This is a genomic window from Micromonospora sp. NPDC005203, from assembly GCF_042872705.1.
Taxonomy (GTDB): domain Bacteria; phylum Actinomycetota; class Actinomycetes; order Mycobacteriales; family Micromonosporaceae; genus Micromonospora.
Window position 1 is genome coordinate 35,505 of record NZ_JBIAKV010000015.1, and the last position, 22,748, is coordinate 58,252.

Annotated in this window: 28 protein-coding genes; 12 read left to right on the plus strand and 16 right to left on the minus strand. The window is 70.8% G+C overall.

The features are described 5' to 3' along the window. Nucleotides 1–164: 164 nt before the first annotated feature. The 4 genes from ACFYPM_RS26725 to ACFYPM_RS26740 form a co-directional block, all read right to left on the minus strand. On the minus strand, nt 165–533 hold the full coding sequence (locus ACFYPM_RS26725; RefSeq protein ID WP_387202333.1) for a DUF3037 domain-containing protein: 369 nt from the start codon (nt 531–533) through the stop codon (nt 165–167). Continuing rightward, nucleotides 530–1,288: a HipA family kinase gene (locus ACFYPM_RS26730; RefSeq protein WP_387202336.1), complete on the minus strand. Its 759-nt coding sequence runs from the start codon at nt 1,286–1,288 to the stop codon at nt 530–532. Before ACFYPM_RS26730 ends, ACFYPM_RS26725 begins: the two co-directional genes overlap by 4 nt. 64 nt (nt 1,289–1,352) lie before the next feature. Beyond that, nucleotides 1,353–1,745: a hypothetical protein gene (locus ACFYPM_RS26735; RefSeq protein ID WP_387202339.1), complete on the minus strand. Its 393-nt coding sequence runs from the start codon at nt 1,743–1,745 to the stop codon at nt 1,353–1,355. Nucleotides 1,746–1,838: 93 nt separating this feature from the next. Further along, nucleotides 1,839–2,417, minus strand: a complete 579-nt coding sequence (locus ACFYPM_RS26740) for a hypothetical protein (protein ID WP_387202342.1) — start codon at nt 2,415–2,417, stop codon at nt 1,839–1,841. Nucleotides 2,418–2,574: 157 nt separating this feature from the next. Here ACFYPM_RS26740 and ACFYPM_RS26745 point away from each other — a divergent pair, with 157 nt between their 5' ends. Further along, nucleotides 2,575–3,684 carry a winged helix DNA-binding domain-containing protein gene (locus ACFYPM_RS26745; protein WP_387202345.1) on the plus strand — a complete coding sequence of 370 codons (1,110 nt, stop codon included), beginning with the start codon at nt 2,575–2,577 and terminating at the stop codon, nt 3,682–3,684. A 162-nt stretch (nt 3,685–3,846) separates the two neighbouring features. On the opposite strand, the gene malQ is transcribed toward ACFYPM_RS26745, so the two are convergent. From malQ to ACFYPM_RS26770, 5 genes are all read right to left on the minus strand, one after another. Beyond that, entirely contained in the window at nt 3,847–5,976 is a 2,130-nt protein-coding gene (gene malQ / locus ACFYPM_RS26750) for a 4-alpha-glucanotransferase (protein ID WP_387202348.1), read from the minus strand. Nucleotides 5,977–6,090: 114 nt separating this feature from the next. Next, entirely contained in the window at nt 6,091–7,299 is a 1,209-nt protein-coding gene (locus ACFYPM_RS26755; RefSeq protein ID WP_387202351.1) for an ABC transporter ATP-binding protein, read from the minus strand. 10 nt (nt 7,300–7,309) lie between these two features. Next, complete coding sequence (locus tag ACFYPM_RS26760; RefSeq protein WP_387202354.1) at nt 7,310–8,146, minus strand: carbohydrate ABC transporter permease; 837 nt, start codon at nt 8,144–8,146, stop codon at nt 7,310–7,312. Between the two features lies 1 nt (nt 8,147). Continuing rightward, nucleotides 8,148–9,131 (minus strand): carbohydrate ABC transporter permease, encoded by a 984-nt coding sequence (locus ACFYPM_RS26765; protein ID WP_387202357.1) that lies wholly within the window; start codon nt 9,129–9,131, stop codon nt 8,148–8,150. Nucleotides 9,132–9,422: 291 nt separating this feature from the next. After that, a complete protein-coding gene (locus ACFYPM_RS26770) occupies nt 9,423–10,709 on the minus strand; it encodes an ABC transporter substrate-binding protein (RefSeq protein ID WP_387202360.1) in 1,287 nt (428 codons plus the stop codon). Between the two features lie 214 nt (nt 10,710–10,923). Here ACFYPM_RS26770 and ACFYPM_RS26775 point away from each other — a divergent pair, with 214 nt between their 5' ends. Genes ACFYPM_RS26775 through ACFYPM_RS26790 form a run of 4 tightly spaced genes read left to right on the plus strand, consistent with a single transcriptional unit; the run spans nt 10,924 to nt 12,771 of the window. Further along, the gene (locus ACFYPM_RS26775; RefSeq protein WP_387202363.1) at nt 10,924–11,301 is read left to right on the plus strand and encodes a PadR family transcriptional regulator; all 378 of its coding nucleotides are present in this window, start codon (nt 10,924–10,926) and stop codon (nt 11,299–11,301) included. 3 nt (nt 11,302–11,304) lie between these two features. Next, complete coding sequence (locus ACFYPM_RS26780; RefSeq protein ID WP_387202366.1) at nt 11,305–12,003, plus strand: hypothetical protein; 699 nt, start codon at nt 11,305–11,307, stop codon at nt 12,001–12,003. 49 nt (nt 12,004–12,052) lie between these two features. Beyond that, nucleotides 12,053–12,376, plus strand: coding sequence for a hypothetical protein (locus ACFYPM_RS26785; protein ID WP_387202369.1), 324 nt, complete (start codon nt 12,053–12,055; stop codon nt 12,374–12,376). After that, nucleotides 12,373–12,771 carry a hypothetical protein gene (locus ACFYPM_RS26790; RefSeq protein ID WP_387202372.1) on the plus strand — a complete coding sequence of 133 codons (399 nt, stop codon included), beginning with the start codon at nt 12,373–12,375 and terminating at the stop codon, nt 12,769–12,771. The genes ACFYPM_RS26785 and ACFYPM_RS26790 overlap by 4 nt, the downstream gene beginning before the upstream one ends. 18 nt (nt 12,772–12,789) lie before the next feature. Here the strand turns inward: ACFYPM_RS26790 and ACFYPM_RS26795 are convergent, their stop codons facing one another. Further along, nucleotides 12,790–13,044, minus strand: a complete 255-nt coding sequence (locus ACFYPM_RS26795; RefSeq protein WP_357524533.1) for a flavin reductase — start codon at nt 13,042–13,044, stop codon at nt 12,790–12,792. Nucleotides 13,045–13,321: 277 nt separating this feature from the next. Between ACFYPM_RS26795 and ACFYPM_RS26800 the strand changes: the two genes are divergently transcribed. The 5 genes from ACFYPM_RS26800 (at nt 13,322) to ACFYPM_RS26820 (ending at nt 16,074) form a co-directional block, all read left to right on the plus strand. Beyond that, on the plus strand, nt 13,322–14,122 hold the full coding sequence (locus tag ACFYPM_RS26800) for a helix-turn-helix domain-containing protein (RefSeq protein WP_387202375.1): 801 nt from the start codon (nt 13,322–13,324) through the stop codon (nt 14,120–14,122). Beyond that, nucleotides 14,110–14,298, plus strand: a complete 189-nt coding sequence (locus ACFYPM_RS26805) for a DUF397 domain-containing protein (protein WP_387202378.1) — start codon at nt 14,110–14,112, stop codon at nt 14,296–14,298. Before ACFYPM_RS26800 ends, ACFYPM_RS26805 begins: the two co-directional genes overlap by 13 nt. Before the next feature lie 131 nt (nt 14,299–14,429). Further along, entirely contained in the window at nt 14,430–15,134 is a 705-nt protein-coding gene (locus tag ACFYPM_RS26810) for a VOC family protein (protein ID WP_387202381.1), read from the plus strand. Nucleotides 15,135–15,319: 185 nt separating this feature from the next. After that, a complete protein-coding gene (locus tag ACFYPM_RS26815; RefSeq protein ID WP_387202384.1) occupies nt 15,320–15,751 on the plus strand; it encodes a hypothetical protein in 432 nt (143 codons plus the stop codon). A gap of 47 nt (nt 15,752–15,798) precedes the next feature. Further along, on the plus strand, nt 15,799–16,074 hold the full coding sequence (locus ACFYPM_RS26820) for a hypothetical protein (protein ID WP_387202387.1): 276 nt from the start codon (nt 15,799–15,801) through the stop codon (nt 16,072–16,074). A gap of 13 nt (nt 16,075–16,087) precedes the next feature. Here ACFYPM_RS26820 and ACFYPM_RS26825 read toward each other — a convergent pair whose 3' ends face one another. Further along, on the minus strand, nt 16,088–16,873 hold the full coding sequence (locus ACFYPM_RS26825; protein ID WP_387202390.1) for a L,D-transpeptidase: 786 nt from the start codon (nt 16,871–16,873) through the stop codon (nt 16,088–16,090). 345 nt (nt 16,874–17,218) lie between these two features. Next, nucleotides 17,219–17,929 (minus strand): HAD family hydrolase, encoded by a 711-nt coding sequence (locus tag ACFYPM_RS26830; protein ID WP_387202393.1) that lies wholly within the window; start codon nt 17,927–17,929, stop codon nt 17,219–17,221. Nucleotides 17,930–18,096: 167 nt separating this feature from the next. Here ACFYPM_RS26830 and ACFYPM_RS26835 point away from each other — a divergent pair, with 167 nt between their 5' ends. Beyond that, nucleotides 18,097–18,723 (plus strand): hypothetical protein, encoded by a 627-nt coding sequence (locus ACFYPM_RS26835; protein ID WP_387202396.1) that lies wholly within the window; start codon nt 18,097–18,099, stop codon nt 18,721–18,723. Between the two features lie 12 nt (nt 18,724–18,735). On the opposite strand, the gene ACFYPM_RS26840 is transcribed toward ACFYPM_RS26835, so the two are convergent. The 3 genes from ACFYPM_RS26840 to ACFYPM_RS26850 all read right to left on the minus strand — a co-directional run bounded on the left by ACFYPM_RS26840 (nt 18,736) and on the right by ACFYPM_RS26850 (nt 20,522). Then, a complete protein-coding gene (locus tag ACFYPM_RS26840; RefSeq protein WP_387202399.1) occupies nt 18,736–19,314 on the minus strand; it encodes a TetR/AcrR family transcriptional regulator in 579 nt (192 codons plus the stop codon). Between the two features lie 68 nt (nt 19,315–19,382). Further along, a complete protein-coding gene (locus ACFYPM_RS26845; RefSeq protein ID WP_357377017.1) occupies nt 19,383–20,000 on the minus strand; it encodes a WHG domain-containing protein in 618 nt (205 codons plus the stop codon). Between the two features lie 60 nt (nt 20,001–20,060). Beyond that, nucleotides 20,061–20,522, minus strand: a complete 462-nt coding sequence (locus ACFYPM_RS26850; protein ID WP_387202402.1) for a hypothetical protein — start codon at nt 20,520–20,522, stop codon at nt 20,061–20,063. A gap of 711 nt (nt 20,523–21,233) precedes the next feature. Here ACFYPM_RS26850 and ACFYPM_RS26855 point away from each other — a divergent pair. Next, complete coding sequence (locus tag ACFYPM_RS26855) at nt 21,234–21,890, plus strand: HAD family hydrolase (protein ID WP_387202405.1); 657 nt, start codon at nt 21,234–21,236, stop codon at nt 21,888–21,890. A 243-nt stretch (nt 21,891–22,133) separates the two neighbouring features. Here the strand turns inward: ACFYPM_RS26855 and ACFYPM_RS26860 are convergent, their stop codons facing one another. Further along, entirely contained in the window at nt 22,134–22,505 is a 372-nt protein-coding gene (locus tag ACFYPM_RS26860; RefSeq protein WP_387202407.1) for a hypothetical protein, read from the minus strand. Between the last annotated feature and the right edge of the window lie 243 nt (nt 22,506–22,748).

The following is a 22,748-nucleotide window of genomic DNA, read 5'->3' on the forward strand; positions in this document are numbered from 1 at the left end:
CGACTGTTTCGACCCCGCGCCCCGTACGGACGGCGATCCTGATGTCACCGGTGCCGGCGGGAACCAACCGCCGCCCCGCACCGGGCACCTGAACGGGGGATCGCGCTTCGCCAGCAACGGAGCTGGCGCAGCGCGATCAGGGGCCGAGCCCGGGCCGCCGCCGCTCAGTGGACCAGGGCCGCCATCAACCGTTCCACCTCGGCCGCCGGATCGGTGGTGAGCCCGGTGTGCACCGGCCCGGTCTGGATCATCGTGCTGCGCGGAGCGGCCAGCCAGTGGAACCGCTCACCGAGCCGCATCCGGGTCGCCGGCCCGTCGCCGGAGCAGGTCCGGTCGAGGGACGAGAGCACGGCGGCCACCGCCGGCAGGTCGACGTCCGGTGCCAGCGCGCGGACCCGGTCGGCGTCCAGGTGCGTACGCGCGGCCAGGAAGTCGCGCTGTTGGCAGTAGAGCAGCACCCCGACGTTGATCTGTTCGCCGCGCTCGATGCGGGGCACCAGCCGGATCAGCGCGTACTCGAAGGGGTGCCTCATGCCGCGCTCCCCTGCGGCAGCCAGTCGGCGGTGCGGGCGACCCGACGGGACAGATGTTCCAGGTACGCGGTGCGAGCGGCGTCGGCCGTCTCGAAGTCGGCGGCGGTCAGCCACTCCCCCGGCACCAGCGCCAGCACCTCGGTGAGCAACTCCGGGGTGACCCGGGGCGCCAACTCGGCGTCGGCGTCGGCCAGCCGGCAGGCGTACGGCGCGAGCACGTGGTCGTCAGCCCGGTAGGCACGGTGCACGGCCGCCTCGGCCCGCGGCCAGTTGTGGTGGAAGTACAGCGCGGCCCCGTGGTCGATCAGCCACAACTCCCGGTGCCAGACCAGCAGGTTGGGGTTGCGCCAACTCCGGTCGACGTTCTCCACGTACGCGTCGAACCAGAGCACCCGGGAGGCCAGCACCTCATCGACGGGGTGCGCCAGCGGGTCGAAGCCCAGCGCCCCGGGCAGGAAGTCCATCCCCAGGTTGGCCCCGCCGCTGTTGCGCAGCAACTCCTGCACCTCCTGGTCGGGCTCGGCTCGCCCGATGACCGGGTCGATGTCGAGCACGACCAGCGGCGGCACCCGCAGCTCCAGACGGCGGGCCAACTCGCCGCAGATCACCTCGGCGATCAGCGCCTTGGGTCCCTGACCGGCGCCACGGAACTTCGCCACGTACGTGCCCAGGTCGTCGGCCTCCACCACGCCCGGCAGCGACCCACCCTCGCGCAGCGGGGTGACGTAGCGGATGGCGGTGACCTGGCGGAGCACGCCGCCCACCCTACTGGGGCCGGCCGGGACGGGTGGCGGGCCGCCCCAGACCGGGCCGTGCGGGTCAGTCGATCTTGTCGCGCAGCTTGTCGACCTGGGTCTGCAGGCGGTCCACCGCGTTCTCGTTGTTGACGAAGGTGGTGATGCCCGCGGCGAGGCCCAGGCCGATCAGCACCGCCAGGATGCTGAGCACCAGACCGCCGATCGACACGCCGCGGCCGGTGACCCCTGGTCGGCGTGCCATCTTGAGCCCGACGATGCCGAGGATGATCCCGATGATGCCGAGCACCAGCCCCAGCCAGGCGAGGATCGCGGTCAACACACTGAACAGGCCGGCCACCCCGAAGACCAGTGCGAAGGTGGCGGCCGCGCTGGTCTTGGCATCGGTGGACGCCCGGTGTGCCCGGGATCCGGCCGTTACGCCGCCACCCCGTGCCGGTTCGCTTGCGGCAGTCATGAGACTCCCCTTTCGTACGCGCGGCTCGCGTACTTCCGGTCGGCCGCCTTCCCTGCCGGCCTGCGGTTATGCCACCCGAGGCGGGGCTACCGGTCAGGGGACGTCGACCCGGGGATACCGCCGGAGCAGCCGGGTCTTGGCCAGGACGGCGTCGACGGCGGCGTCGAGGGACTCCGGCGCCGCGGGCACACGCAACCGCTCGAACAGCTCGGCGGGCGGGTTCAACCGCTCGTCGGACAGGTAGCCGTACTCGTCGACGACCTCCCCGTCACCACACTCGGCCAGGGCGACCGTCGCGGCGATGGCCAGCGCGTGGGACACCGTCGTTCGCGCGGACGAGACCCACGCGAACATGCCGGTCTCCGGGTCCTCCGTCCGCGGCTCGTACTGCGAGACGGATACGAGAGCAGCCGCATCCCAGTCGGGGATCTCGAGGTACACGTCGACGGTGGCGAACCGGTCATGGTGCGGATCGACCCGCTGTCCGAGCACCGACGGAGCAACCGGACCGCTTGTCCCACCCCTGTGCCGGGCCACGCTCGCCTCACGTGCCTCGACCCGCCGTCGGGCGTCCGGCCAGCCGAGCAACTCGGCCAGCCGGACGCCCGTCAGATCGACCGCGTCGCGAAGGACGAACGCGCGGTTGACCCGGCTGTTCCACTCGATCGCCATCGCCCAACCGTAGCCGCACGCGCCGGATCCACCCTGCCCGGTTCCGCTGGGGATCCCCGTGCGGACAGCGGCCTCGTGCCACCTCCTCGTCCCGCCGGGCGTCCACTGTCGGTCGGGTGGCCTACCCTGACGCAGCAACCTCCGGGGAAGGAGCCCGATGATCGGGGAGCTCACCGCATCAGAGGCGCTCGGTCTGCGGATGACCAGCCTGCTGCTGCGCCCGCATCCGAGCACCCGACCCGCTGGTGTCGCCGACGTCGTCGAGTGGTTCGGCGCGATGCAGGCACAGGACCTGGCCAGTGGGCTGTGGTCGCTGGGCGCGCGGCTGGCTGGCCGGACCGTCACGGACGTGCAGGCGGCCCTGGAGCGGCGCGAGGCGCTGCGTACCTGGCCGATGCGGGGCACCGTGCACCTCGTCCCACCCGCCGACGCCCGCTGGATGCTGGAGCTGACCGGCGTTCGCTCGCTGGCCGGCGCGGCGACCCGGCGGGCACAGCTCGGGCTCACCGAGACCGACGCGGATCGGGCGCTGGACGTCCTCGGCACCGCGTTGACCGGCGGCGGCCGGCTCACCCGCGCACAGTGCCTGGCGACCCTGCGCGAAGCCGGCCTGGGCACCGACGGACAACGTGGCTACCACCTGCTCTGGTACGCGAGTGTGCGCGGAGTGACCTGTGTGGCACCGAACGTCGGCACCGACCAGACCTTCGCCCTGCTCGACGAGTGGGCGCCGGAGCAACGTCGGCTGGACCGGGACGAGGCGTTGGCCCTGCTCGCCCACCGCTACGTCCGGGGGCACGGGCCGGTCACCGACCGCGAGTTCGCCGGCTGGACCGGCCTCACCCTGACCGACGCCCGGCGCGGCCTGGCCGCGGCCGGCGACCTGCTGAGCACGGTACGGGTCGACGGCGCACCGATGCACGTCGACGCGGCGCTGGCCGGTGCGCCGCGTACCGCGCCCGATGACGTGCTGGCGCTGCCCGGCTTTGACGAGTACCTGCTCGGCTACCGGGATCGCAGGCTGATGCTCGACCCGGCGCACCAGGCGGCCGTGGTGCCGGGCAACAACGGCATCTTCCAGGCGACCGTGGTCCGCGCCGGCCGGGTGGTGGGCGTGTGGAAGCGCAAGGTGGGCCGGGCCGGGGTCACCATCTCGGTCCAGCCACTGACCCCGATGGCGGCCGACGAGCAGGCCCGCGTCGAGCAGGCACTACAGCGGTACGCCGACTACCTCGGGCTGCCGCCCCGCTTCGACTGGCCGACCTGAGCACTGCCCACCCCGGTCCGTCTGGCCGGCTTGGCCTGGTCCGGCCTGGTCCGGTCCGGCCTGGCCTGGCCTGGTCCGGTCCGGTCCGGCCTGGCCTGGTCCGGCCTGGTCCGGTCCGGCCTGGTCCGGCTTGGCTGTCCGGTCCGGCCTGGTCGGGGGGCGTCAGTCCTCGGCCGGGCGCGCCGACCGCTTGTCACCCGATGGTGGGCGTGCCGACCGCGCGTCACCCGATCGTGGACGTGCCGCATTGAGCAGGTCGACGACCCGGGCCACCCGGGGGTCCGCGCGGATCTGCGCCACACCGGAGGGCAGCGGCAACCGCCAGTTCGGATATTCGTCGACCGTGCCCGGCAGGTTGGGCTGGCGTACCTCGCCCAGCACGTCGTAGAGGGAGACGCCGAGCAGCCGGGCCGGACTTGCCGCGAGCGCGGCGTGCATCGCCACCACCACCTCGCCGTCTTGGGCTGCCGCGACCGGCCGGTCAAGCGCCGGATCGGAGGCCGTGGCGAGCTGACCCAACGCCGGGTCGGGTGCCGTGGCGAGCTGGCCCGGCGCCGGGTCGGGTGCCGTGGCCAGGTCGGGTGCCGTGGCCGGGTCGGGCAGGAGTCGCTCGGTCCGCAGCATCGTGAGCAGGCGCTCCCGGTCGGCGACGGCGCGAGCCCGCTCCACCGCCACGTCGGTGTCGAGCAGCTTCAGGTCGTCGCGCACCCGCACGTGCTCGCCGGTGAGGAAGCCCGGCGCGGTCGGCAGGTCGTGGGTGGAGATCGTGGCGAGAGCGTTGCGCGGCCACCGGGCCGGTGGGACGAAGTCACCCTGGTCGTCGCGGGCGAACCACAGCACCGTCGAGCCGAGCATGTTGCGCCCGCGCAGACCACGGGTCACCGCCGGTTGGACCGTACCCAGATCCTCGCCGACCACCACGGCGCCGGCACGGTGCGCCTCCAACGCGAGGATGCCGAGCATCGCCTCGGCGTCGTAGCGCACGTAGGTGCCCTCGGCGGCCCCGCCGCCCGGCGGCACCCACCACAGCCGCCACAGGCCGGCGACATGGTCGACCCGCAGGCCGCCCGCGTGCCGCAGGGTCCGGCGCAACATGTCCCGGTACGCGGCGTACCCGGTCGCGGCCAGCCGGTCCGGTCGCCACGCGGCGAGCCCCCAGTCCTGGCCGAGCTGGTTGAAGTCGTCCGGCGGCGCGCCGACCCGGACGCCCTGGGCCAGCACATCGGCGAGCTGCCAGCCGTCCGCGCCGCCCGGGTCGATGCCGACGGCCAGGTCGTGCACCACGCCGACCGGCATTCCGGCGGCGCGGGCCGCCGCCGTGACGGCGTCGAGCTGCTCGTCGCACAGGTGTTGCAGCCAGGCGTGGAAGGCCACCCGGTCGGCGAGCTGGCGGCGCTGCTCGGCGACCGCCGGGGCGTCCGGGTGGTGCAGTTCAGCCGGCCAGGCCCGCCAGTCGTTGCCGTGCCGCTCGGCCAGGGCGCACCAGGTGGCGAAGCTCGCCAGCGCCGGGTCCGCGTCGAGGTCGACCGGCTGGGCGTACGGGTGCAGCAGCTCCAGGGCGTGCCGCTTGGCCGTCCACACCTGGTCATAGTCGATCAGGTCCCCACGGTCGGGGCGCAGGGCGTCGACCACGGCCCGGGTCGCCGGGTCCGCCGCGGTGTATGCGGCGGTGTCGCTGACGCGCAGGTAGAGCGGGTTGACGAAGCGGCGGCTGGCCGGCGAGTAGGGGGATGCGGCGACCGGGTGCGCCGGCCCGACCGCGTGCAGCGGGTTGAGCAGCACCAGCCCGGCGCCGGTGGCCCCGGCCCAGCCGGTGAAGTCGGCGAGGTCGCCGAGGTCGCCCATGCCCCAGGAGCGTTCCGAACTGAGCGCGTAGAGCTGGAGCATCCAACCCCAGGTGCGCGGCGGCACCGGCAGCCGACGGGGCACCACGACCAGCGTCACCTCCCGGCCGGCGCAGCTCAACCGGTGCCAGCCCAGCGGCAGGTCCCCCGGCAGCTCACTGTCGACGGCACGCCGACCGCCGTCCTCCAGGGCCACCACACCCGGGCCGGGCAGCGCCCGGGTCGCGCCGGGGGTGAGCACCACAGTCGCCGGCAGCGCGCTCCGGTCGACCGCGCGGGCGGCGGCGAGCGCGTCGGCCACGGCGGTCGGGCTGGTGGCGTCCACGCCGAGCAGTCCGAGCACGCCCACGACGGTTTCCGGTGCGACCTCGACGCGACGGTGTCGCCAGTCCTCGTACCAGGTGGACACACCGTGCGCCTTAGCCAGCGCAGTCAATCGTCGATCCATCCCGCCCCCCGCCTCCGCCTCCGCCCGCGCCGATCTTGCACTTTCTGCCCCGGCAAAGTGGGGCGTTCAACTCATATCGGCGACAGAAAGTGCAAGATCGGCGCGATTTGGCGTTCAGTCGGCCAGCGCGCCGGCTGCGCGGCCCTCGTGGAGGGTCAGGTTGCGGCCGGTCGCCGGGTCGAACAGGTGGATCTTCTCCAGGTTGAACCAGACCCGGCGGGACTGTCCCTCGGCCACCGGTGACTCCGCGGACAGCCGGGTCACCAGGTTGCCACCCGCACCGGCGAAGTCGGCGGCACCCGCGTCGGCGGCCAACTCCTCCAACTCGGCGGCGCTGGCCTTCTCGCCGTCCACGGTGAAGTAGACGTACTTGTCCGAGCCCATCGACTCGACGATGTCGACAGGCGCCTCGAACTCCATGCCCCGGCGGCGGGTGTCGTCGTCGACAAGTTCGGCGTCCTCGAAGTGCTCGGGGCGGATGCCGAGGATCAGCTCCCGGGGTGCGTCGGCCGCCTCCAGCTCGCGGCGGACCCGGTCGCCGAGCGGCACGTCACCCAGCGCGGTGTGCAGGCCGCCGTCCTGTACGGCGGCGTGCAGGAAGTTCATCGACGGGGAGCCGATGAAGCCGGCCACGAAGAGGTTGCGCGGGTGGTCGTACAGCTCCTGGGGAGGGCCGACCTGCTGCACTGCGCCGCCGCGCATGATCACCACGCGGTCGCCGAGGGTCATCGCCTCGGTCTGGTCGTGAGTGACGTAGACGGTGGTCGTGCCGAGCTGCTTCTGCAACCGGGACACCACCGTGCGCATCTGCACCCGCAGCTTGGCGTCGAGGTTGGACAGCGGCTCGTCCATCAGGAACGCCTTCGGCTGGCGGACAATCGCCCGGCCCATCGCCACCCGCTGCCGCTGACCGCCGGAGAGGTTGGCCGGCTTGCGGTCCAGCAGGGTGGTCAGCTCCAGCACCTTGGCCGCCTCGTCGACCTTCTGGTTGATGGTCTCCTTGTCCAGCTTCGCCAGCCGCAGCGGGAACGCCATGTTCTCCCGCACGGTCATGTTCGGATACAGGGCGTACGACTGGAAGACCATGGCGATGTCCCGGTCCCGGGGAGCCTTGTCGTTGACCCGCTGGCCGCCGATGCGCAGCTCGCCGGAGCTGATGTCCTCCAGGCCGGCGATCATGTTGAGGGTGGTGGACTTGCCGCAGCCCGAAGGGCCGACCAGGATCACGAACTCGCCGTCGGCGATCTCCAGGTCGACGTCCTGCACGGCGACGGTCCCGTCCGGGAAACTCTTGCTCACCTTGTCGAGCACGATGTCAGCCATGACTACCCACCTATCCCTTGATTGCGCCGGAGGTCAGGCCGGACACGATGCGGCGCTGGAAGAAGAGGACGAACAGGATGATCGGAACGGTGATCACGACGGCGGCGGCGCAGATCGCCCCGGTGGGGTCCTCGAACTGCGACGCGCCGGTGAAGAACGACAGCGCGGCCGGCACCGTGCGGGACCGTTCGGTGGAGGTCAACGAGATGGCGAACAGGAAGTCGTTCCAGCAGAAGATGAACACCAGGATCGCCGTGGTGAACAACCCGGGCGCGGCCAGCGGGGCGATCACCCGGCGGAACGCCTGGGCCTGCGTGGCACCGTCCATCTTCGCCGCCTTCTCCAGGTCCCACGGGATCTGCTTGAAGAACGCCGACAGCGTGTAGATCGCCAGCGGCAGCGCGAAGGTGATGTACGGCGTGATCAGCCCGAGCCAGGTGTCGAAGATGCCGATCGTCCGCTCGATCTCGAACAGCGGTGACACCAGCGACACCTGCGGGAACATCGCGATCAGCAGGGAGACGCCGACCAGCACCTTCTTGCCGGGGAAGTCCAGCCGACTGATCGCGTACGCGGCCATCGCGCCGAGCACCACCGCGATCAGCGTGGCGATCAGGGCGATGCCGATCGAGTTGACGAGTGCCCGGACGAACTGGTCGGTGTCGAAGATCGTCTTGTAGTTGTCGAGCGTCCACTCCCGAGGAATGAAGTTTCCGTCGGTGAGGGTGGCCGGCGTCTTGAACGACAGCGACGCGATCCACAGCACCGGGACGAGCGCGAAGACGACCACGACGACGTCCAGCAGACCCCAGCGCAGCTTCGCTCGGGTGGTGGTTTCGACGGCCATGTCAGCGCCTCTCCCCGTCGTCGCTGCCGGGGGCAGCGGTGCCGAACAGCTTCACGAAGACGAACGCGATGATCGCCACGGCGATGAAGATCAGCACCGACATCGTCGAGCCGATGCCGAGGTTCAGGCCCCGGATCAGGTTGTTGTAGGCGAGCATCGACACCGACGAGGTCTCGTTGCCGCCGGCGGTCAGCACGAAGATGTTGTCGAAGACGCGGAACGCGTCCAGGGTGCGGAACAGCAGCGCGACCAGGATCGCCGGCTTCATCACCGGCAGCATCACCTTCGTGAACTTCTGCCAGGCGGTGGCACCGTCGGTGGAGGCCGCCTTGAGCAGGTCCTCCGGCACCAGTGCCAGCCCGGCCATCAACAGCAGCGCCATGAACGGGGTGGTCTTCCAGATCTCCGCGAGCATGATGATCGCCAGCGAGCTGGCCCGCTCGGTGAGGGGTGCGCCGTCACTGAACACGTCGGCCAGGTAGCCGGTGCCGGGCGTCCAGGCGTACCGCCAGGAGAACGCCGCCACTACCGTGACGATCCCGTACGGGATGAGCGCGGAGGTGCGGACGATGCCCCGCCCGACCAGCGTGCGGTGCATGATGATCGCCAGACCCATGCCGAGCACCAGCTCGACGGCCACGGTGACCACCGTGATCAGCGCGGTCACCCCGAACGCGGTCCACCAGAACTCGTTGGTGAGCACCGTGACGTAGTTTTCCAGGCCGATGAACTCACGCTGGTCGGGAAAGCGCAGGTCGTAGCGCTGCAATGACAGCCAGACCGAGTAGAGGATCGGGTACGCGGTCACCAGGATCATGACCAGGGCGGCGGGGGCGCAGAGCAACCAGCCCAGCCTGCGCTCGGACTTCTTGTTCGCGCTCAACGGCGGCCTACGGCCACCGCCGCGTTGGGTGGGCACGGCGGCGGGCGCACGGCTCTCCTGGCCGGCGACGTCCGCGCCGGTCGGCGTGGCGTTGATGCTCACGGTGCCACCTTTCCTCGCGACTGCGGGGCTCGCAGGAACGGCGCACTCCTCGCGCTCACGGTGCCACCCTCTTTCGCGACTGCGGGGCTCGCAGGAACGGCTCACTCCTCGCGCTCACGGTGCCACCCTCTTTCGCGACTGCGGGGCTCGCAGGACCGGCGCACTCCTCGCGCTCACGGTGCCACCCTCTTTCGTGACTGCGGGGCTCGCAGGAACGGCGCACTCCTCGCGCTCACGGTGCCACCTTTCTTCGCGACTGCGGGGCTCGCAGGACCGGCTCACTCCTCGCGCTCACGGCAGGACCCCCTTGGATTGGAGGGCGTCGGCGATGGCACCGCGCAGCTCGTCGGCGGTCTGCTGTGGACGGATTGCCGACGGCGGCGACAGGATCGCCGACATCACCGTGGAGATGCTCTGGTAGGCCGGCGTCAGGGGACGAGTCGCCGGTTCCTTCAGCTCTTCCAGGATGGTGTCCTTCATCGGGTACGCCTCGGTCATCTCCGGATCGTCGAAGACCGCCTCGATGGTGGGTGGCACGCCGTCGTTGATGGCGGAGAACTTCTGGTGCTCGGCGCTGCGGATGCACCGGGCCGCCTCGAAGGACAGCTCCGGGTGCTTGGAGTAGGAGCTGACGGCCAGGTTGACCCCGCCGATGGTGACCTTGCTGGGGGTGCCCTCGTCGACGCCGGGGATCCGGGCCCAGCCGACCTGCTTGGCCAGGTCCGGGTTGGCCTCCTGCAGGGCCGGGTAGACGAACGGCCAATTCACCTGGAACGCGCCCGAACCGGACTGGAACTCCAGCCGGACCGGGTCCTCCGTGGCGTTGCTGAACGACGGCGAGGTCACGCCCGAGGTGGCGAACTTCTTGAGCTGCTCCAACGCCCGGACCGTGCCGTCGTCCATCACGGCCTGGGTGCCGTCGTCGTTGAGGATCTTGCCTCCGGCGCTCTCGGCCAGGGTGTTGTAGAGGACAACCAGGCCCTCGTACTGGGCGCCCATGGTGAGCACCTGGTACGGCTTTCCCTGGTCCTTGAGCTGCTGGGCCGCGCTGATCATCTGGTCCCAGGTGGTCGGCGGCTGCGGCACCAGATCCTTGCGGTACCAGAGCAACTGGACGTTCGTGTTCTTTGGCGCCGCGTACAGCTTGTCCTCGTAGCGGGCGGTGGACAGCGGCCCGGCGAGGGTGCCCTGCTCGACCTCGGCCTTGTCCTGGCCGGTCCACTCGCGAATCCAGTCGGCGCTGGCGAACTCCTGGGTCCAGGTCACGTCCAGCCCGAGCAGGTCCATTCCGCTGTCCTGGGCGGCCAGCCGGCGCACCATCTGCACCCGCTGGTCGTCGGCCTGTCGGGGCAGCACCTGGTAGGCGATCTCGTACCGCCCCTGCGACTGCGTGTTGCAGTCGTCGACGACCTTTTGCAGGTTCTGCTCGGGCGGGTAGTACAGGTTGATCGTCGGTGGGCCGCCATCGTCGTCGGCGCCGCACGCGGCGAGCGGTGCGACAAGCGCCATCGCGGCGGCCGCCGCGCCCAGCCGAACAATTGGCCGGCGTCGGTGTCGTGCCGTTTCGGGGTCCGTCATCGCCCTCCCCCTCTCCTCGGCGAAAGACCGGGGAGGGCATCCGTGCCCCGGCGCACGGCGAGCCGCGTCCAGGTCTGACGAGCTGCGAAAACGCCCGGCCCGGATGCTCTGTGCGGCTACTCTGCCCCACCTGCGAAGTCGCGAAACCTGGCTGTCACAGCGAAAGTTGGTTCTGGTATATCGCGACGCCAACTAGCGAGGTAGTATGTGTCGCATGGTAGCGGCGGAGAGCCAGTCCATCGACGACAACGACCGGCAGACCCAACTCCTGCGCGGCGCGCTGGACATGTGCCTGCTGGCGCTGCTGGCACGCGAGCCGGCGCACGGCTACGAGCTGGTGCGGCGGATGGAGACGGCCGGCTTCGGCGCCATCAGCTACGGCACCATCTATCCCCTGCTCACCCGGATGCGCCGACTTGGCCTCGTCGCCGACGAACAGCAGGTCAGTCCAAGCGGCCCGCCCCGAAAGGTCTACGCGCTGACCAGGTCCGGCCGGGCCCACCTGGACGCCTGGCAGAAACAGTGGGACCGCTTCACCGACACCGTCGACGCCGTTCTCAGCCCGCTCGACCAGCACCCCACGAGGAGTTGACCCATGGACACCATCGACCGCCTGCTGGGCGAGGCCGACCAGGCGTGGCGCGGGTACGGGGTCGGCTCCGCCGATCGGTCGACACTCGCCGCTGACCTGCGCCTCGACCTGCGGGCCGCGGCCTCCGACGGGGGCGATCCCGCGCAGTTGATCGGCGGTGACGTGGCCGGCTTCGCGCGGCGGCTCGCCGACGAGGCTGCCGTCGTCCGACGGGTGCGCGGGGACTACGGCCGCCTCGTCGCCACCGCACTGATCGGCGCGGTGCTCGGTGCCGTGCTCGGCTACACCCTTCTGATGGCGGTCTACCCGGTATTCGTCTACCTGATCGACATCCCCCGCTCGATAGACGTACCGATCCAGCTCGCCGTCGCCGTCGCCTACGGCGTGCCGGGCGCGGTGGTCGCCGCCGGAGCGGTCGTCGCGGTCCGGACCCTGCTCCGCGACCTGCCCGAGATCCGGCGGACGACTCGACTGATGAGCGTCCTCGTGCCGGCGGCCGGCATCGTCATCACGCCGATCACCATCGGCTTCGCCTGGGCCACCGGCTACAGCACGGCACCGTCGGTGGTGATCATGGAGATCGCCATGGTCCTGGCCGCGATCGCGGGCGCCACGATGGTGGCGCGTCGCCTGGCACTGCGGGAGAGCCGGCCCGCCTCCGACACGTCGCACCCGGACGCCACCACGGTCAAACCCGCCTGACTCCACGAGCAGCACCGATCCTGGAGTATGACAGGTGTAGGCTGCGCGTATGACAGAGCCTCAGCGCCGCTTCACGATCTCCGTTCCCCCGGACGTGAGTCAGATCCTGGAGAGCCAGGGCAACCGCATGGCCAGTGCCTACGTCACCGAGTCGGTGCGCCGTCGCCGACGGGTGGAGCAGCACAGGGAGTTGTTGCTCGCCTCCGGCATCCACGTGAGCGAGCAGGGTGTGGCCGAGGCGCGTGCCCGTCGCCTGGGCGTCGAGGCCGAGTGGTCCCCGGAGCGGTTCGAGGCCGAGCGAGCCAAGATCCGCGCCGCCATGGCGGCCGAGATGAACGGCGATGACGACGCTCCCACCGCTGACGCCGCGTGACCTGGGAAACGACGCCACCGGTCCGGCTGATTCTGGACCGGTCAGCCCTGCTGGGCTACGGCGTCCTCCGGACCGTGCACGTGGGCGAGCCCGTCCACGAGGTGATTGAGGACGGGGTGCGGTTCGGGGTGCCGGTGGTGGCAGCGACCGAAGCGTTGACCATCGCGACCGGCAAGGATCTGGCACTGCTGCACAAGCTACTGGCCCTGCCCTCCTGCGCGCTGCTGCCAGAGCGGTCGGAGGATCTGCCGGAGCTGACCTTCTGGCAGCGCAGGACCCGCCGCTTCGACCTGGCCGCCGCCGCCGTGGCGGGCCTGGCCCACGACTCCGCGGTGCTGACAAGTGAAGGGCCGGAATACTCCGGCGGGGTGCCGCTTATTCACTTCCCGGGATGACCTACGGCGGGCCGAGCGTCAGCCCCGGGCTCTCGCCCAGGAGAGGAAGCGCTCGGTCATCCGAGCCGGCGGGTGGTCCGGGTGGAGCTGGGTGAGCTGGGCCGTCGCCTCGCTCATGAGCGTGCCGAGGTAGATGAGCAGCGCGATCCTGTTGGTCCGGTACTCCGACAGCAGGGTGAGCTTCGCCGGCTGGCAGGGCCATTCGCTGCCGCAGCTGCGGCACCGCCACAACGGACGCATGGCGACGTGCGGCACGGGCGGCCGGACCACCATCACCGCCACCGCGTCTCGTCGTGGTGCTCTGTCGGGCTCAGCACAAAGACCTCCTCGGGGCGGGGAAGGGGGCCGCTCCCGCAAGGGGGAGACGGGAGCGACCCCGGGGCAGAGCCCGCCGCCGCCGTCCCGGCCACCAGCGAGCCCGCCACTGGTGACAGTTTGCGAGGACCCGACTACGGTCGATACGTGCTCGCGGCATCCGTGCAGCTCAGCGGCTCGGTCGAGCAGCCACGAAGGACACGCCGGTGCAGGTTGGGCAGGGATTGGGGATTCGATGGGCAACGTCACCGACTACGTCTTGGACGAGCTGCGCCTGTTCCGTACGGGGCTCGGGCTCAGTCAGGACGACTTCGGCCGGGGCATCGGCTATTCCGGCTCACACGTCAGCTCGGTGGAGACCGGCGGACGGGCGCCCACGAAGGAGTACATGCGGGCTATCGACACGCACCACCCGACCGCTGGGCGCTTCCAACGGATGCTGGATCGGCTGGCCCGGCTCGACGCCGAGCCGGCCTGGCTGCGCGAGTGGATCGAGTTCGAGCGGGAGGCGACCACGCTGCGCTGGTTCGAGTTGGCGTACGTGCCGGGTCTGCTCCAGACCGAGCGGTACGCGCGGGCCACCCTGGCCGGTGGTCGGTTCGACGCCGAGGACGTGGACCGGATCGTCGCCTCCCGGCTGGAGCGGCAGGCGATCCTGCACCGCCCGCGCCCGCCGCAGCTCATCGCCGTGCTGGACGAGGCGGTGCTGCGCCGTCCGGTGCTCGACCAGCCGGGGCTCATGGTCGAGCAGTGCGAGCACCTGGCGCAGTTGGCGACGGCGGAGCACATCCAGGTGCACGTCGTGCCGGTGGACGCGGGGATGTATCTGGGGTTGGCTGGGCAGTTCATCATCGCCGAGATGCCCGACGGTGAGCGGGTCGCTCACGCCGACAACCAGCTCACCGCGCAGATCGTCGATGCACCGACCGACGTTGCTAAGCTGGCGAAGACGTGGGAGATCGTGCGAAACGAGGCGCTCCCCCGCCGGCCGTCAATCGAGCTGATCAAGGAAGTGGCGAAGTCATGGACATGCTGACCCCACAGTGGCGCACGTCGACCAGGTCCGGCGGCAACGGCGGGTCCTGCGTGGAGGTCGCCGACAACCTGCCGAGCGTGGTGCTGGTGCGCGACACCAAGGACCGCGACGGCGGCACCCTGCGCGTCAACCCGACGGCCTGGAAGACCTTCGTCGCGTACGCCAAGCAGCACTGAACCAGACCTCCTGGGGATCTTGGACAGTTTCCGTCCGCGCGAAACGGAAACTGTCCAAGATCTACCCGGGCCGGCGGCAACGCGGCGCTGCGTGCCGGACACCTCGGACCCGAATCAGGCATGCTGGCACCGTGATCGCACGCTTCAAGGATCTCTGTCTCGACGCCACGGACCCGCTCGCACTCGGTGCCTTCTGGGCCCGGATGCTCGACGCTGACGTGGCCGACGCCGGTGACGACGACACCCGGGTGGACCCGCGCTCCGCGCGCTCGAACGCCGAGTCGATCTGGGTCAACAAGGTGCCCGAACCGCGGGTGGGCAAGACCCGCGTACACCTGGATCTGCGGTTGGCCGACGCCGACCCGGCGGCGCTGCTCGCGGCCGGCGCACGGCTGGTCCGGGAGCCGGGCGGCGAGGCCACCTGGTGGGTCCTCGTCGACCCGGAGGGCAACGAGTTCTGTGCTTTCGCGGCTCGCGAGGGCACCAGGCCGGGCCCGTTCGAGCTGGTCGTCGACTCGACCGACCCACTCGCGCAGGCGATCTGGTGGGCCGGTGTGGTCGGCGGCACCGTCGAGGACGAGTCGACCCACGCGGGCGTCACCGGCGCGGCCGGGTTCCCCTGGGACCACTGGGTCTTCGCCGGGGTGCCCGAGCCCAAGACGGTCAAGAACCGGCTGCACTGGGACGTCGACCTGGTCGACCCGGAGCCGACGGCGCTGATCGCGGCGGGCGCGACGCTACTGCGGGAGCCGCTCGACGCGGCGCGCTGGTGGTGGGTGCTGGCCGACCCGGAGGGCAACGAGTTCTGCGCCTTTCCGCCGCGCCCCATCGGGTGACTGGCCGACTACCGAGGGCGGGCGGCGTCGGCTAGCGTTTTCCTAGCGCCGCCGCCGGCGCGTTCGCCGCCGCCGTCGACACGCCTCCGGCCGCCCCCTGCCTGCCCGATCGGTTGGTAATCGCGGGAACGCCCCACCGCCGCTCCCCCGGTTCGGCAGGATCGTCCCAACGAGGAGGTGCCGTCGTGCAGGACACCCGCGCTCTCGCCCTGACGTTCGAGGTGAGCGGCCTGCCACCGGTCAAGACCGAAGCGTTGTCCATCTTCGCGGCCGGGCACCGGCAGGCGACGAGGGTCCGCACCCTGCTCCAGGCCGCCCTCGCGGCCGCTCAGCGCACCGGCTGGACGCCGTTGGCCGGACCCATCGAGGTGGAGCTGGTCCTGCGGTGTCCGCCCGGGCACCGCACGGGCGACGCCAGCACCCTGCTCGGCGGCGTCTGCGCCGTGTTGCAGGACAAGAAGCGGGTGTCATCCATCGGCCTCACCCACCTCGGTGTGCTTGTGGACGTCGCGCTCTACCACGACGACCGGCAGATCCGCCGATTGTCGTACCAGGAGAAGCCGGCCGAGGAATTCTCGTACGAGGTGCGGGTCACCGCCGTACCGGACGGGGTTTGACCGACGACCGCGGTGGGGTATCGCGGACGGCGACGAAGGGAGCACCGATGTCGGAGCCACATGTCACGCTCGACCCACGCGGGCTCGACCCTGTGCAGCAGAAGCTCCGGGGCCCGCTGGAGGAGCAACTGACCTCGGCGCTTCAGGCTGCCACCGACCGGGTCCGCTCCCACTACGGTGGCGAGCCGGTCGAGCAGGTCTGCCAGCGACTGTTGGAGGAGACCCGCTCCGGGTTGCATCCCGACATCGCGGCCGGGTTCAACCCGGACATGGACGAGTTCTGCCGGGTGGCGGTGTCGATCGTCCGGGGCGGGGCCGGCTGAGCGGCAGTGCTTGTCAATATCGGTCGAGCTGGGCGTACGGGCTGAGCACGATGCGCGGCGAGAGCGCCGGGTCCAGCCAGTTGAGCACGCCGACCAGGTGGTTCTGGGCGAGCGAGACACAGCCGGCCGTGGCGTTGCCGCCGCTGACCCGGTTTTGGTGCAGGAAGATGCCGCTGCCCGCGTTGGGGATCGGGGTCGCCACGTTAGGTGGCATGTTGTAGGTGATCACCGCGAAGTGCCGGTACGAGGGGATCTCCTTCCACAGCGCCTCGCTGGCCCCACCCGGGTTGGTCGCGCTCTGCTGGAAGGTGTTGTAGCGCGGGGACGACGGGTCCTCGTTCCACCAGTCGCCGCTGACCAACCGGTGGTAGGGGTATCGCACTCCCGGGTTGGTGGCAATGCCGTACATGGTGGGGCCGATCGAGTAGACGCCGGTGGGGGTGGTCGGCACACCCTCCACGTGGTTGTCGCTGAACCCCTCGGAGCCGAGGCGGGCCGGCAACGCCGCCGAGGCCGGCCGCCAGCGGCCCCTGATCCGCACGTACGCCTCAAGCGTGGCGTAGGTGGTGGTGTAGCTGGCGGCGCCGACGACGATCACCTGCCGGGTCTCCGTCGGCAGGGTGGTCAACCGGGCGGCCAGGTTGCGGCGCGGGGTGCTCGATCCGGGGCGGCGGGGCCGCGGCGTGGTGCCCCACGGCGGCGTCGGCCGGGGCGCGCCGAGCGCGGGCGCCGTCGGGGCGAGCAGGGCTGGTGCCGCCAGACCTGCGGCAGCGCCGAACAGAAGGTTTCTGCGGTTCATTGCGTCATCCTGACAGTACGACCGGCGTGCGGTCTGCCCCGCTCGCCGGTGCGATCGATCGGTGGCCGGGTCAGGGCCGGGTCCGCAACTACCCGACCCTGACCCTCGGCCGTCCGGATGGGAGCGGACAGCTCCGGCACTCAGCTCCACGGTGCCAGCCGCCGAACGCCGACGCGCTCCCGGCCGACACCCCGAAGGCCGTGAGCGCCGGGCCAGGTTAGGCCGGCCCGGACCGGGCGGACAAGCCGCGTCGGGCGACCGACGGCGGGACTGATCTCAGGGTGAAAATCAGACAGTGCGGCGTAACGCGACCATGATCGCTGACGCTGTTCGCTCTCGACGCGCTCAGAAGTGCCGCAGCAGATCGGGGAACGCGGCGAGCCGCAACACCCCGGAGTCGGTGGGGTCCAGTTCGTCGTGCTCCAGCACCCACGTGTTCTCGTTCGGGATGAAGACCGCGTTCAGTCCGGCCGCGCGGGCCGGCAGGATGTCCGACTTCGGGGAGTTACCGATCATCCAGGCGAGGGCCGGATCAAAGCGGTGTTCCCGGACCAACCACCGGTACGTCTCGACGTCCTTCTCGGCCACGATGTGCGCGGCCCGGAAGTGGTGCAGCAGCCCGCACGCGTCCAGCTTGCGCTGCTGATCCGCCTGGTCGCCCTTGGTGAGCAGCAGTAGCTCGTGCCGGCCGGCCAGCTCGTCGAGCGCGTCGGCCACCCCGGGCATCAGCTCCACCTGGTGCTCGACGAGGGCGACCGCCAAGCGCTCGATCTCTTGGCGCTCGGAGTCGGTGGCCGGCCGTTCGCGCAGCCGCTCCAGGCACTCTGCCAGACTGCGCAGGAAGACCTTGCTGCCGTACCCGTGCGCCACCGTGTTGGCCCGCTCGATGTCGTCGAGGATCGTCCGGATCTCGGTGCGATCCATCGTGGGATGGTCGAGCCACTCGAGAAAGTCGTCGATCACCTGCTCGAAGACGACGTTGTTCTCCCACAACGTGTCGTCCGCATCGAAGATCAGCACCTGCGCCTGCCGCCGTGCCGCCGCCCCGTCCGTCATACCGTCCCCTCCCCATGCCTTCGCCGCCCCGTCGAGGGGACAGGATAGGCGGGAGATCCGCTCTGATTTTCGGACTTTTCCGTGAACCGCCTCGGCTTGGCGTTCGTCTGGGGGGTGGGAGAATTCCTGGCGGCCGAGGGGTCGGGACAGCTCATGAGGAGTACGACGTGATCACCATGAAGTGGCTTGCCGGCGCGGCACTGCTGGCGTGCACCGGCGCGCTCGTGGCGTGCGGGAGCGACGCCGACAAGGCGCCGAAGCCCAGGACGGGCACGCCGACGCCGTCGGTTGCCGTGCCGGCCCCGGCGGGAACGCCGTCACCGGGACTCGCGGCCGACCCCCTACTGTCCGGCAAGCGCGAGGTCACGATCGCGCGGGTGCAGGGACCAGGGGACGCACTGGAACTCAGCGGTCGTCTCGAGGAGGGCGGCGACACCGGCGGACGCGTCCTGTTCGTGCCGACGCCGATCGGCGGCGACCAGTACGTGATCAAGGCTTTCGGCACGAAGGACGATCACCCCGCCAACGACGATCCGTCCTGCTGGCAGGTGAACGGTCTGGACATCGAGCCCGAGCTGACCGTCGAGGCCGCCGTCTGCGACGTGGACAACCCGATCCAGCGGTTCAGCATCACCGCCATGGGCCCCGACACGTACGCGATCGGCAGTGAGACCCGGTTCCTGCTGCACGCCGCCGGCAACGGCCTGATCCTCAAGGAGCTGAGCAACGCACCGCTGGACAGCACGTTCCGGTTCGTCGACAAGGGGCCGTTCGACCGCGAGCCCCTCAACTGAGCACGCGGCCTGTCACGGCCACCGGAGCAACCGCTGGGCGATCAACACCTCGCGTTCCTCCTGCCCCTCGGGTCGGAGCCGTCCGCCCCGGGTGAGCATCACCACGCCGTGCAGCAGGCTCCACCCCACCTCGGCGAGGGTGTCCGGGTCGCGCCCCTCGGCCAGCGGGGTCAGGGCCGCGCGCAGTTCGGCGAACACCGCGCGCGGCGCGGCCGGGACACCATCGACGCCGAGGGCCAGGTCGGGGGTCAGCGCGAGCATCGCGTCGTAGACCTCCGGATTCGTGTACGCGAAGTCGAGGTACGCGCTGGCGACCGCCGGCCAGGCCCCCTCGGGGCTGCTGGTCGCCTCCGCGTGCGCCTCCGCCAGATCGGCGGCCAGGTCGGCGAAGGCGCAGACGGCCACGGCGGCCAGGAGTGCGTCCAGATCCGCGAAATACCGGTAGAGGTCACCGACGTCGATCTCGGTCCGCTCGGCGAGCCGTCGGGTGCTCACCTCCGCCCAGCCTTCCGCCTCGGCCAGCTCGCGCGCGACCGTGACGATGAGGTCACGCCGGTCCTGTTCGGTGGCCTTCTCGGCAGGTCCGGGCACGCCGTTGAGCGTACGGGCGGACACCTACCGCAGTCGCCCGGTGACGGATTGGCGACTGTCTGGGCCGGTCAGACCAGCAGTGCCAGCCGGCCGATGAGGGCCTCCCGCAGGTTGGGTGGCCAGGGAAAGAGCGGCGTCGCCACCCGGAGCTGGGCCAACCCGTGCAGCCCGACCCAGAGCGCCGTCGCGTCGGCGAAGGGATCCGCGCTGGTCGAGAGCCCCTTCGCGGCACACTCGGCGACGGTGCGGTGGATGACCTCGAAGGCTCCCATGCCGAGCACGGCGAGATCGTCCGCCAGCGCCGGCGTCCGATCGCGGGCCTGGCTGGCATCCCAGACCGCCCCGAACATCAGCCGGTACCGGTGGGGCTGACGCTCGGCGAAGGTCAGGTAGGCCGCACTTATCGCCCGCAGCCGCTCGGCCGGATCCGGGTCGTCCGGCCCGGCCAACTCCTGCTCCAGGGCGGCGAACGCGCGCTGCGCGACCACCAGCAGAATCGAGTCCAGGTCCGGAAAGTGCGCGTAGATCGACGGTGCCGAGATGCCGGCCTCCCGCGCCACCGCCCGCAGCGTCACGCTCTGCGGGTCGCCACCGTCCAGCAGCGTGCCGGCGGCACTGACGATCTCCTCGCGCAACTGGGCGCCTTCGCCGCGCTTGTTGCGAGCCCGCGCTCTCGGTGTGGTCACCTCATGACCTTACAGCCGTAAGGCGAACGAGTCCGTTCCCTGACGCTCCGGGCGGGAGTGTCAGGGCTCGCCTAGCGCCTTGATGCCGTGTGCCTGGAGCAGCGCCGGCATCGGGTCGGCGAGGTGTGCGCGTCCCGGTCGCCAGAGGCGCGCCACGGTGACTGGCGCGTTGGGCCCCGGTACGTCGTAGGGGCCGCCGCGTGGAAAGACCACCAGGGAACTCCCCCACATACTGCCATCCTGCCAGCCCATCCGCTCGATCTCCGACCATGGGTACGAGCGCCGCAGGCCACCACGGTCGCGGAGCAGCAGCCCGGTGTCGTCAGCCAATACCGCGTTTCGCCAGTGGACGAACGCGAGGACTATCGACGCGGCGCCGAGCACCATCCCGAACCAGCTCACCCAGTCGAGCAGGACCGCGCTGACGATCAGCCCGACCACGATCGCGACCGGCACCGCGACGGCGGGCCAGACCCGTGACTGCCCGAGCACGAGAACCTCACCCACCGGGTCCGCCCCCATGGACGATCAGGATAGTGAAGGAGGGACACGTTCGCCGCCCCACGACGAGCGCCGGGGAACCCGTTCAGCGCACGAGGCAGCGGGCCACGGGTGATCCGAGGGCGAGGGCAGACAGCGGCCCGGTTCGCCGCCCTGCGGAACGCAGGACGGCATCGACGGTTGCAGTGCCCGGCTACAGATCGCGCACCAGTCGTCCCGTTCGCCGATCGCACTGAGCTGGTCGAGCACGCCGGACAACCCAACTCCGGTCCTTGAGAAGTACCGCAACACCCAGAGGTCCCTCCCGGCGGGCCAGCCACGCAGTGAGAGGTGCGCCGCCACCCCCGTCGTACCAGCAACGATCGGTGGGGCCGCTGACCTCGCATACCTCAGGGACACCGTTCAGGGCGACCCCGGTGACACCAGGGTCGCGCTCTCGTAGCTGAGCGTGACGTGCGGCCAGTTGCCCGGGGCCATGGCGGTCCGGCCCGTCGAGTAGGACGTCGACGCCCCACGTCCAGTAGCCGTCGACGGCTACTGGACGTGAACGACCACCCGAGGTCGGAGGTCCAACGGGGGTGCTCGGCCACCGCTCCCCGTGCGTGCCGAGGTAAGGGGCCACCCTGGCGGACACCGTCGGATCGTCAGGCACGTGCACCCGCCTTCATTCGTGTCAACAAGTGACACTCGCGTCTATGCTCCACCGACAGCACGACGGTGACCGGGGGCGCAGTGATCAACGCGGTTTTCTTCGATGTCGGTGGGACGATTCTCGACGAGTCCCGTGAGTTCGCGACCTGGGCCGACTGGTTCGGCGTGCCACGGCACACGCTCTCGGCGGTCCTGGGTTCGGTAATCGCCAGGGGTCTGGACTACCAGGAGACGTTCCGGGCCTTCCGGCCCGACTTCGACCTCGACACCGAGCTGAAGCGCCGGGCCGCCGCGGGCAGGGCGGAGTCGTTCGGCGAGGAGGATCTCTATCCCGACGCGCGGACCTGCCTGACCTCCCTGAAGGAACAGGGCCTGCTCCTGGGCCTGGCCGGCAACCAGCCGGCGCACGCCGAGGCGACCCTGCACGCCCTCGACCTCCCCGTGGACGTGATCGGCACCTCGCACGGGTGGGGCGTGGCGAAGCCGTCACTGGCCTTCTTCGAGCGGGTCGTCGAGGCGGGTGGCGGCGACGCGTCGTCGATCCTGTACGTCGGTGACCGGCCCGACAACGACGTACGCCCGGCCCAGGAGGTCGGGATGCCGACGTGCCTGATCCGGCGCGGCCCGTGGGGTCACATCCTCGACCTCCCCGACGTGGCCGCGCAGTGCCTGTTCCGCATCGACTCGCTCGACGAACTGCCGGGCCTTGTCGCACACCACAACACGGCAGGCGGTTAGGCCCGGATCGCCACCGGCACACCTGTTGGTCGGCCTCGTCGCGCCGTGCGTCCCGGTCGGTACCGGGACCGGGTCCTGCCCGGGTCCTGACCGGGTCCTGCCCGGGTCCTGACCGGGACCGTCGGTCAGTCGATCACCTGCGTGGGCTGCCTGCGCCCGGGCCACCAGCACGAGGACCAGGCCGGCAAGCGCCGACAGCGCGCCGACAGTCAGCGGTACGGCGAGGGCGTCACCGCTCACCGCTCACCGCTCACCGGCAGGTAGCGGAAGGCGATCCCACCGGACACCCCGCCGTCGGTGCGTACGGTGACCGTGGTGTTCCCGGCCGCGCAGGCGGGCGTACGGAAGGTCAACGAACGCCCGCCCGACATTCCGGGTCAACGAGGCGCTCAGGCTCGCGCCCACCAGCCCCGGCACCACCACTGGCACGCTTGCCACGACCGGAGGGCCATTCGGCTCCGGCGTCGCCGCCGAGCCGAAGAGCTCCAGCCCGACAATTGTGGTGGCGGCGCTTGTCGCACCGACCTGCGGGCAGGTCGCGGTGGCGGTGGCCGCGGTGCCTGCTGCCTGCTGCCTGCTGCCTGCTGCCTGCTGCCTGCTGCCTGCTGCCTGCATGATCGTGCTCGATCCAGGATCGAGTGGCATCCCAACGCCAGCGACACCACTACATCGTGGATCGAGCGCGATCATGCCAAAGGGCAGCGGATCGGGACGCGACGCTGGTGCGCATCCGCAAGATCCGCGTACCTCCCTGATGTTGCTGCCTCCCGCGGCCCTGAGACAGCAACATCAGCGAAGTTGCGCGGATCTTGCGCCCACGGCACGCCCACGGCACAGCGCGGCGCAGCGCAGCGCGGC

Coding starts and splice junctions, on each gene's coding strand:
- malQ (WP_387202348.1), bottom strand. CDS start 5,976: ATGGATCGACGATTGACTGCGCTGGCTAAGGCGCACGGTGTGTCCACC.
- ACFYPM_RS26780 (WP_387202366.1), top strand. CDS start 11,305: ATGGACACCATCGACCGCCTGCTGGGCGAGGCCGACCAGGCGTGGCGC.
- ACFYPM_RS26770 (WP_387202360.1), bottom strand. CDS start 10,709: ATGACGGACCCCGAAACGGCACGACACCGACGCCGGCCAATTGTTCGG.
- ACFYPM_RS26735 (WP_387202339.1), bottom strand. CDS start 1,745: ATGACTGCCGCAAGCGAACCGGCACGGGGTGGCGGCGTAACGGCCGGA.
- ACFYPM_RS26800 (WP_387202375.1), top strand. CDS start 13,322: ATGGGCAACGTCACCGACTACGTCTTGGACGAGCTGCGCCTGTTCCGT.
- ACFYPM_RS26745 (WP_387202345.1), top strand. CDS start 2,575: ATGATCGGGGAGCTCACCGCATCAGAGGCGCTCGGTCTGCGGATGACC.
- ACFYPM_RS26825 (WP_387202390.1), bottom strand. CDS start 16,873: ATGAACCGCAGAAACCTTCTGTTCGGCGCTGCCGCAGGTCTGGCGGCA.
- ACFYPM_RS26740 (WP_387202342.1), bottom strand. CDS start 2,417: ATGGCGATCGAGTGGAACAGCCGGGTCAACCGCGCGTTCGTCCTTCGC.
- ACFYPM_RS26775 (WP_387202363.1), top strand. CDS start 10,924: ATGGTAGCGGCGGAGAGCCAGTCCATCGACGACAACGACCGGCAGACC.
- ACFYPM_RS26725 (WP_387202333.1), bottom strand. CDS start 533: ATGAGGCACCCCTTCGAGTACGCGCTGATCCGGCTGGTGCCCCGCATC.
- ACFYPM_RS26820 (WP_387202387.1), top strand. CDS start 15,799: ATGTCGGAGCCACATGTCACGCTCGACCCACGCGGGCTCGACCCTGTG.
- ACFYPM_RS26755 (WP_387202351.1), bottom strand. CDS start 7,299: ATGGCTGACATCGTGCTCGACAAGGTGAGCAAGAGTTTCCCGGACGGG.
- ACFYPM_RS26760 (WP_387202354.1), bottom strand. CDS start 8,146: ATGGCCGTCGAAACCACCACCCGAGCGAAGCTGCGCTGGGGTCTGCTG.
- ACFYPM_RS26795 (WP_357524533.1), bottom strand. CDS start 13,044: ATGGTGGTCCGGCCGCCCGTGCCGCACGTCGCCATGCGTCCGTTGTGG.
- ACFYPM_RS26860 (WP_387202407.1), bottom strand. CDS start 22,505: ATGCAGGCAGCAGGCAGCAGGCAGCAGGCAGCAGGCAGCAGGCAGCAG.
- ACFYPM_RS26850 (WP_387202402.1), bottom strand. CDS start 20,522: ATGGGGGCGGACCCGGTGGGTGAGGTTCTCGTGCTCGGGCAGTCACGG.
- ACFYPM_RS26805 (WP_387202378.1), top strand. CDS start 14,110: ATGGACATGCTGACCCCACAGTGGCGCACGTCGACCAGGTCCGGCGGC.
- ACFYPM_RS26830 (WP_387202393.1), bottom strand. CDS start 17,929: ATGACGGACGGGGCGGCGGCACGGCGGCAGGCGCAGGTGCTGATCTTC.
- ACFYPM_RS26785 (WP_387202369.1), top strand. CDS start 12,053: ATGACAGAGCCTCAGCGCCGCTTCACGATCTCCGTTCCCCCGGACGTG.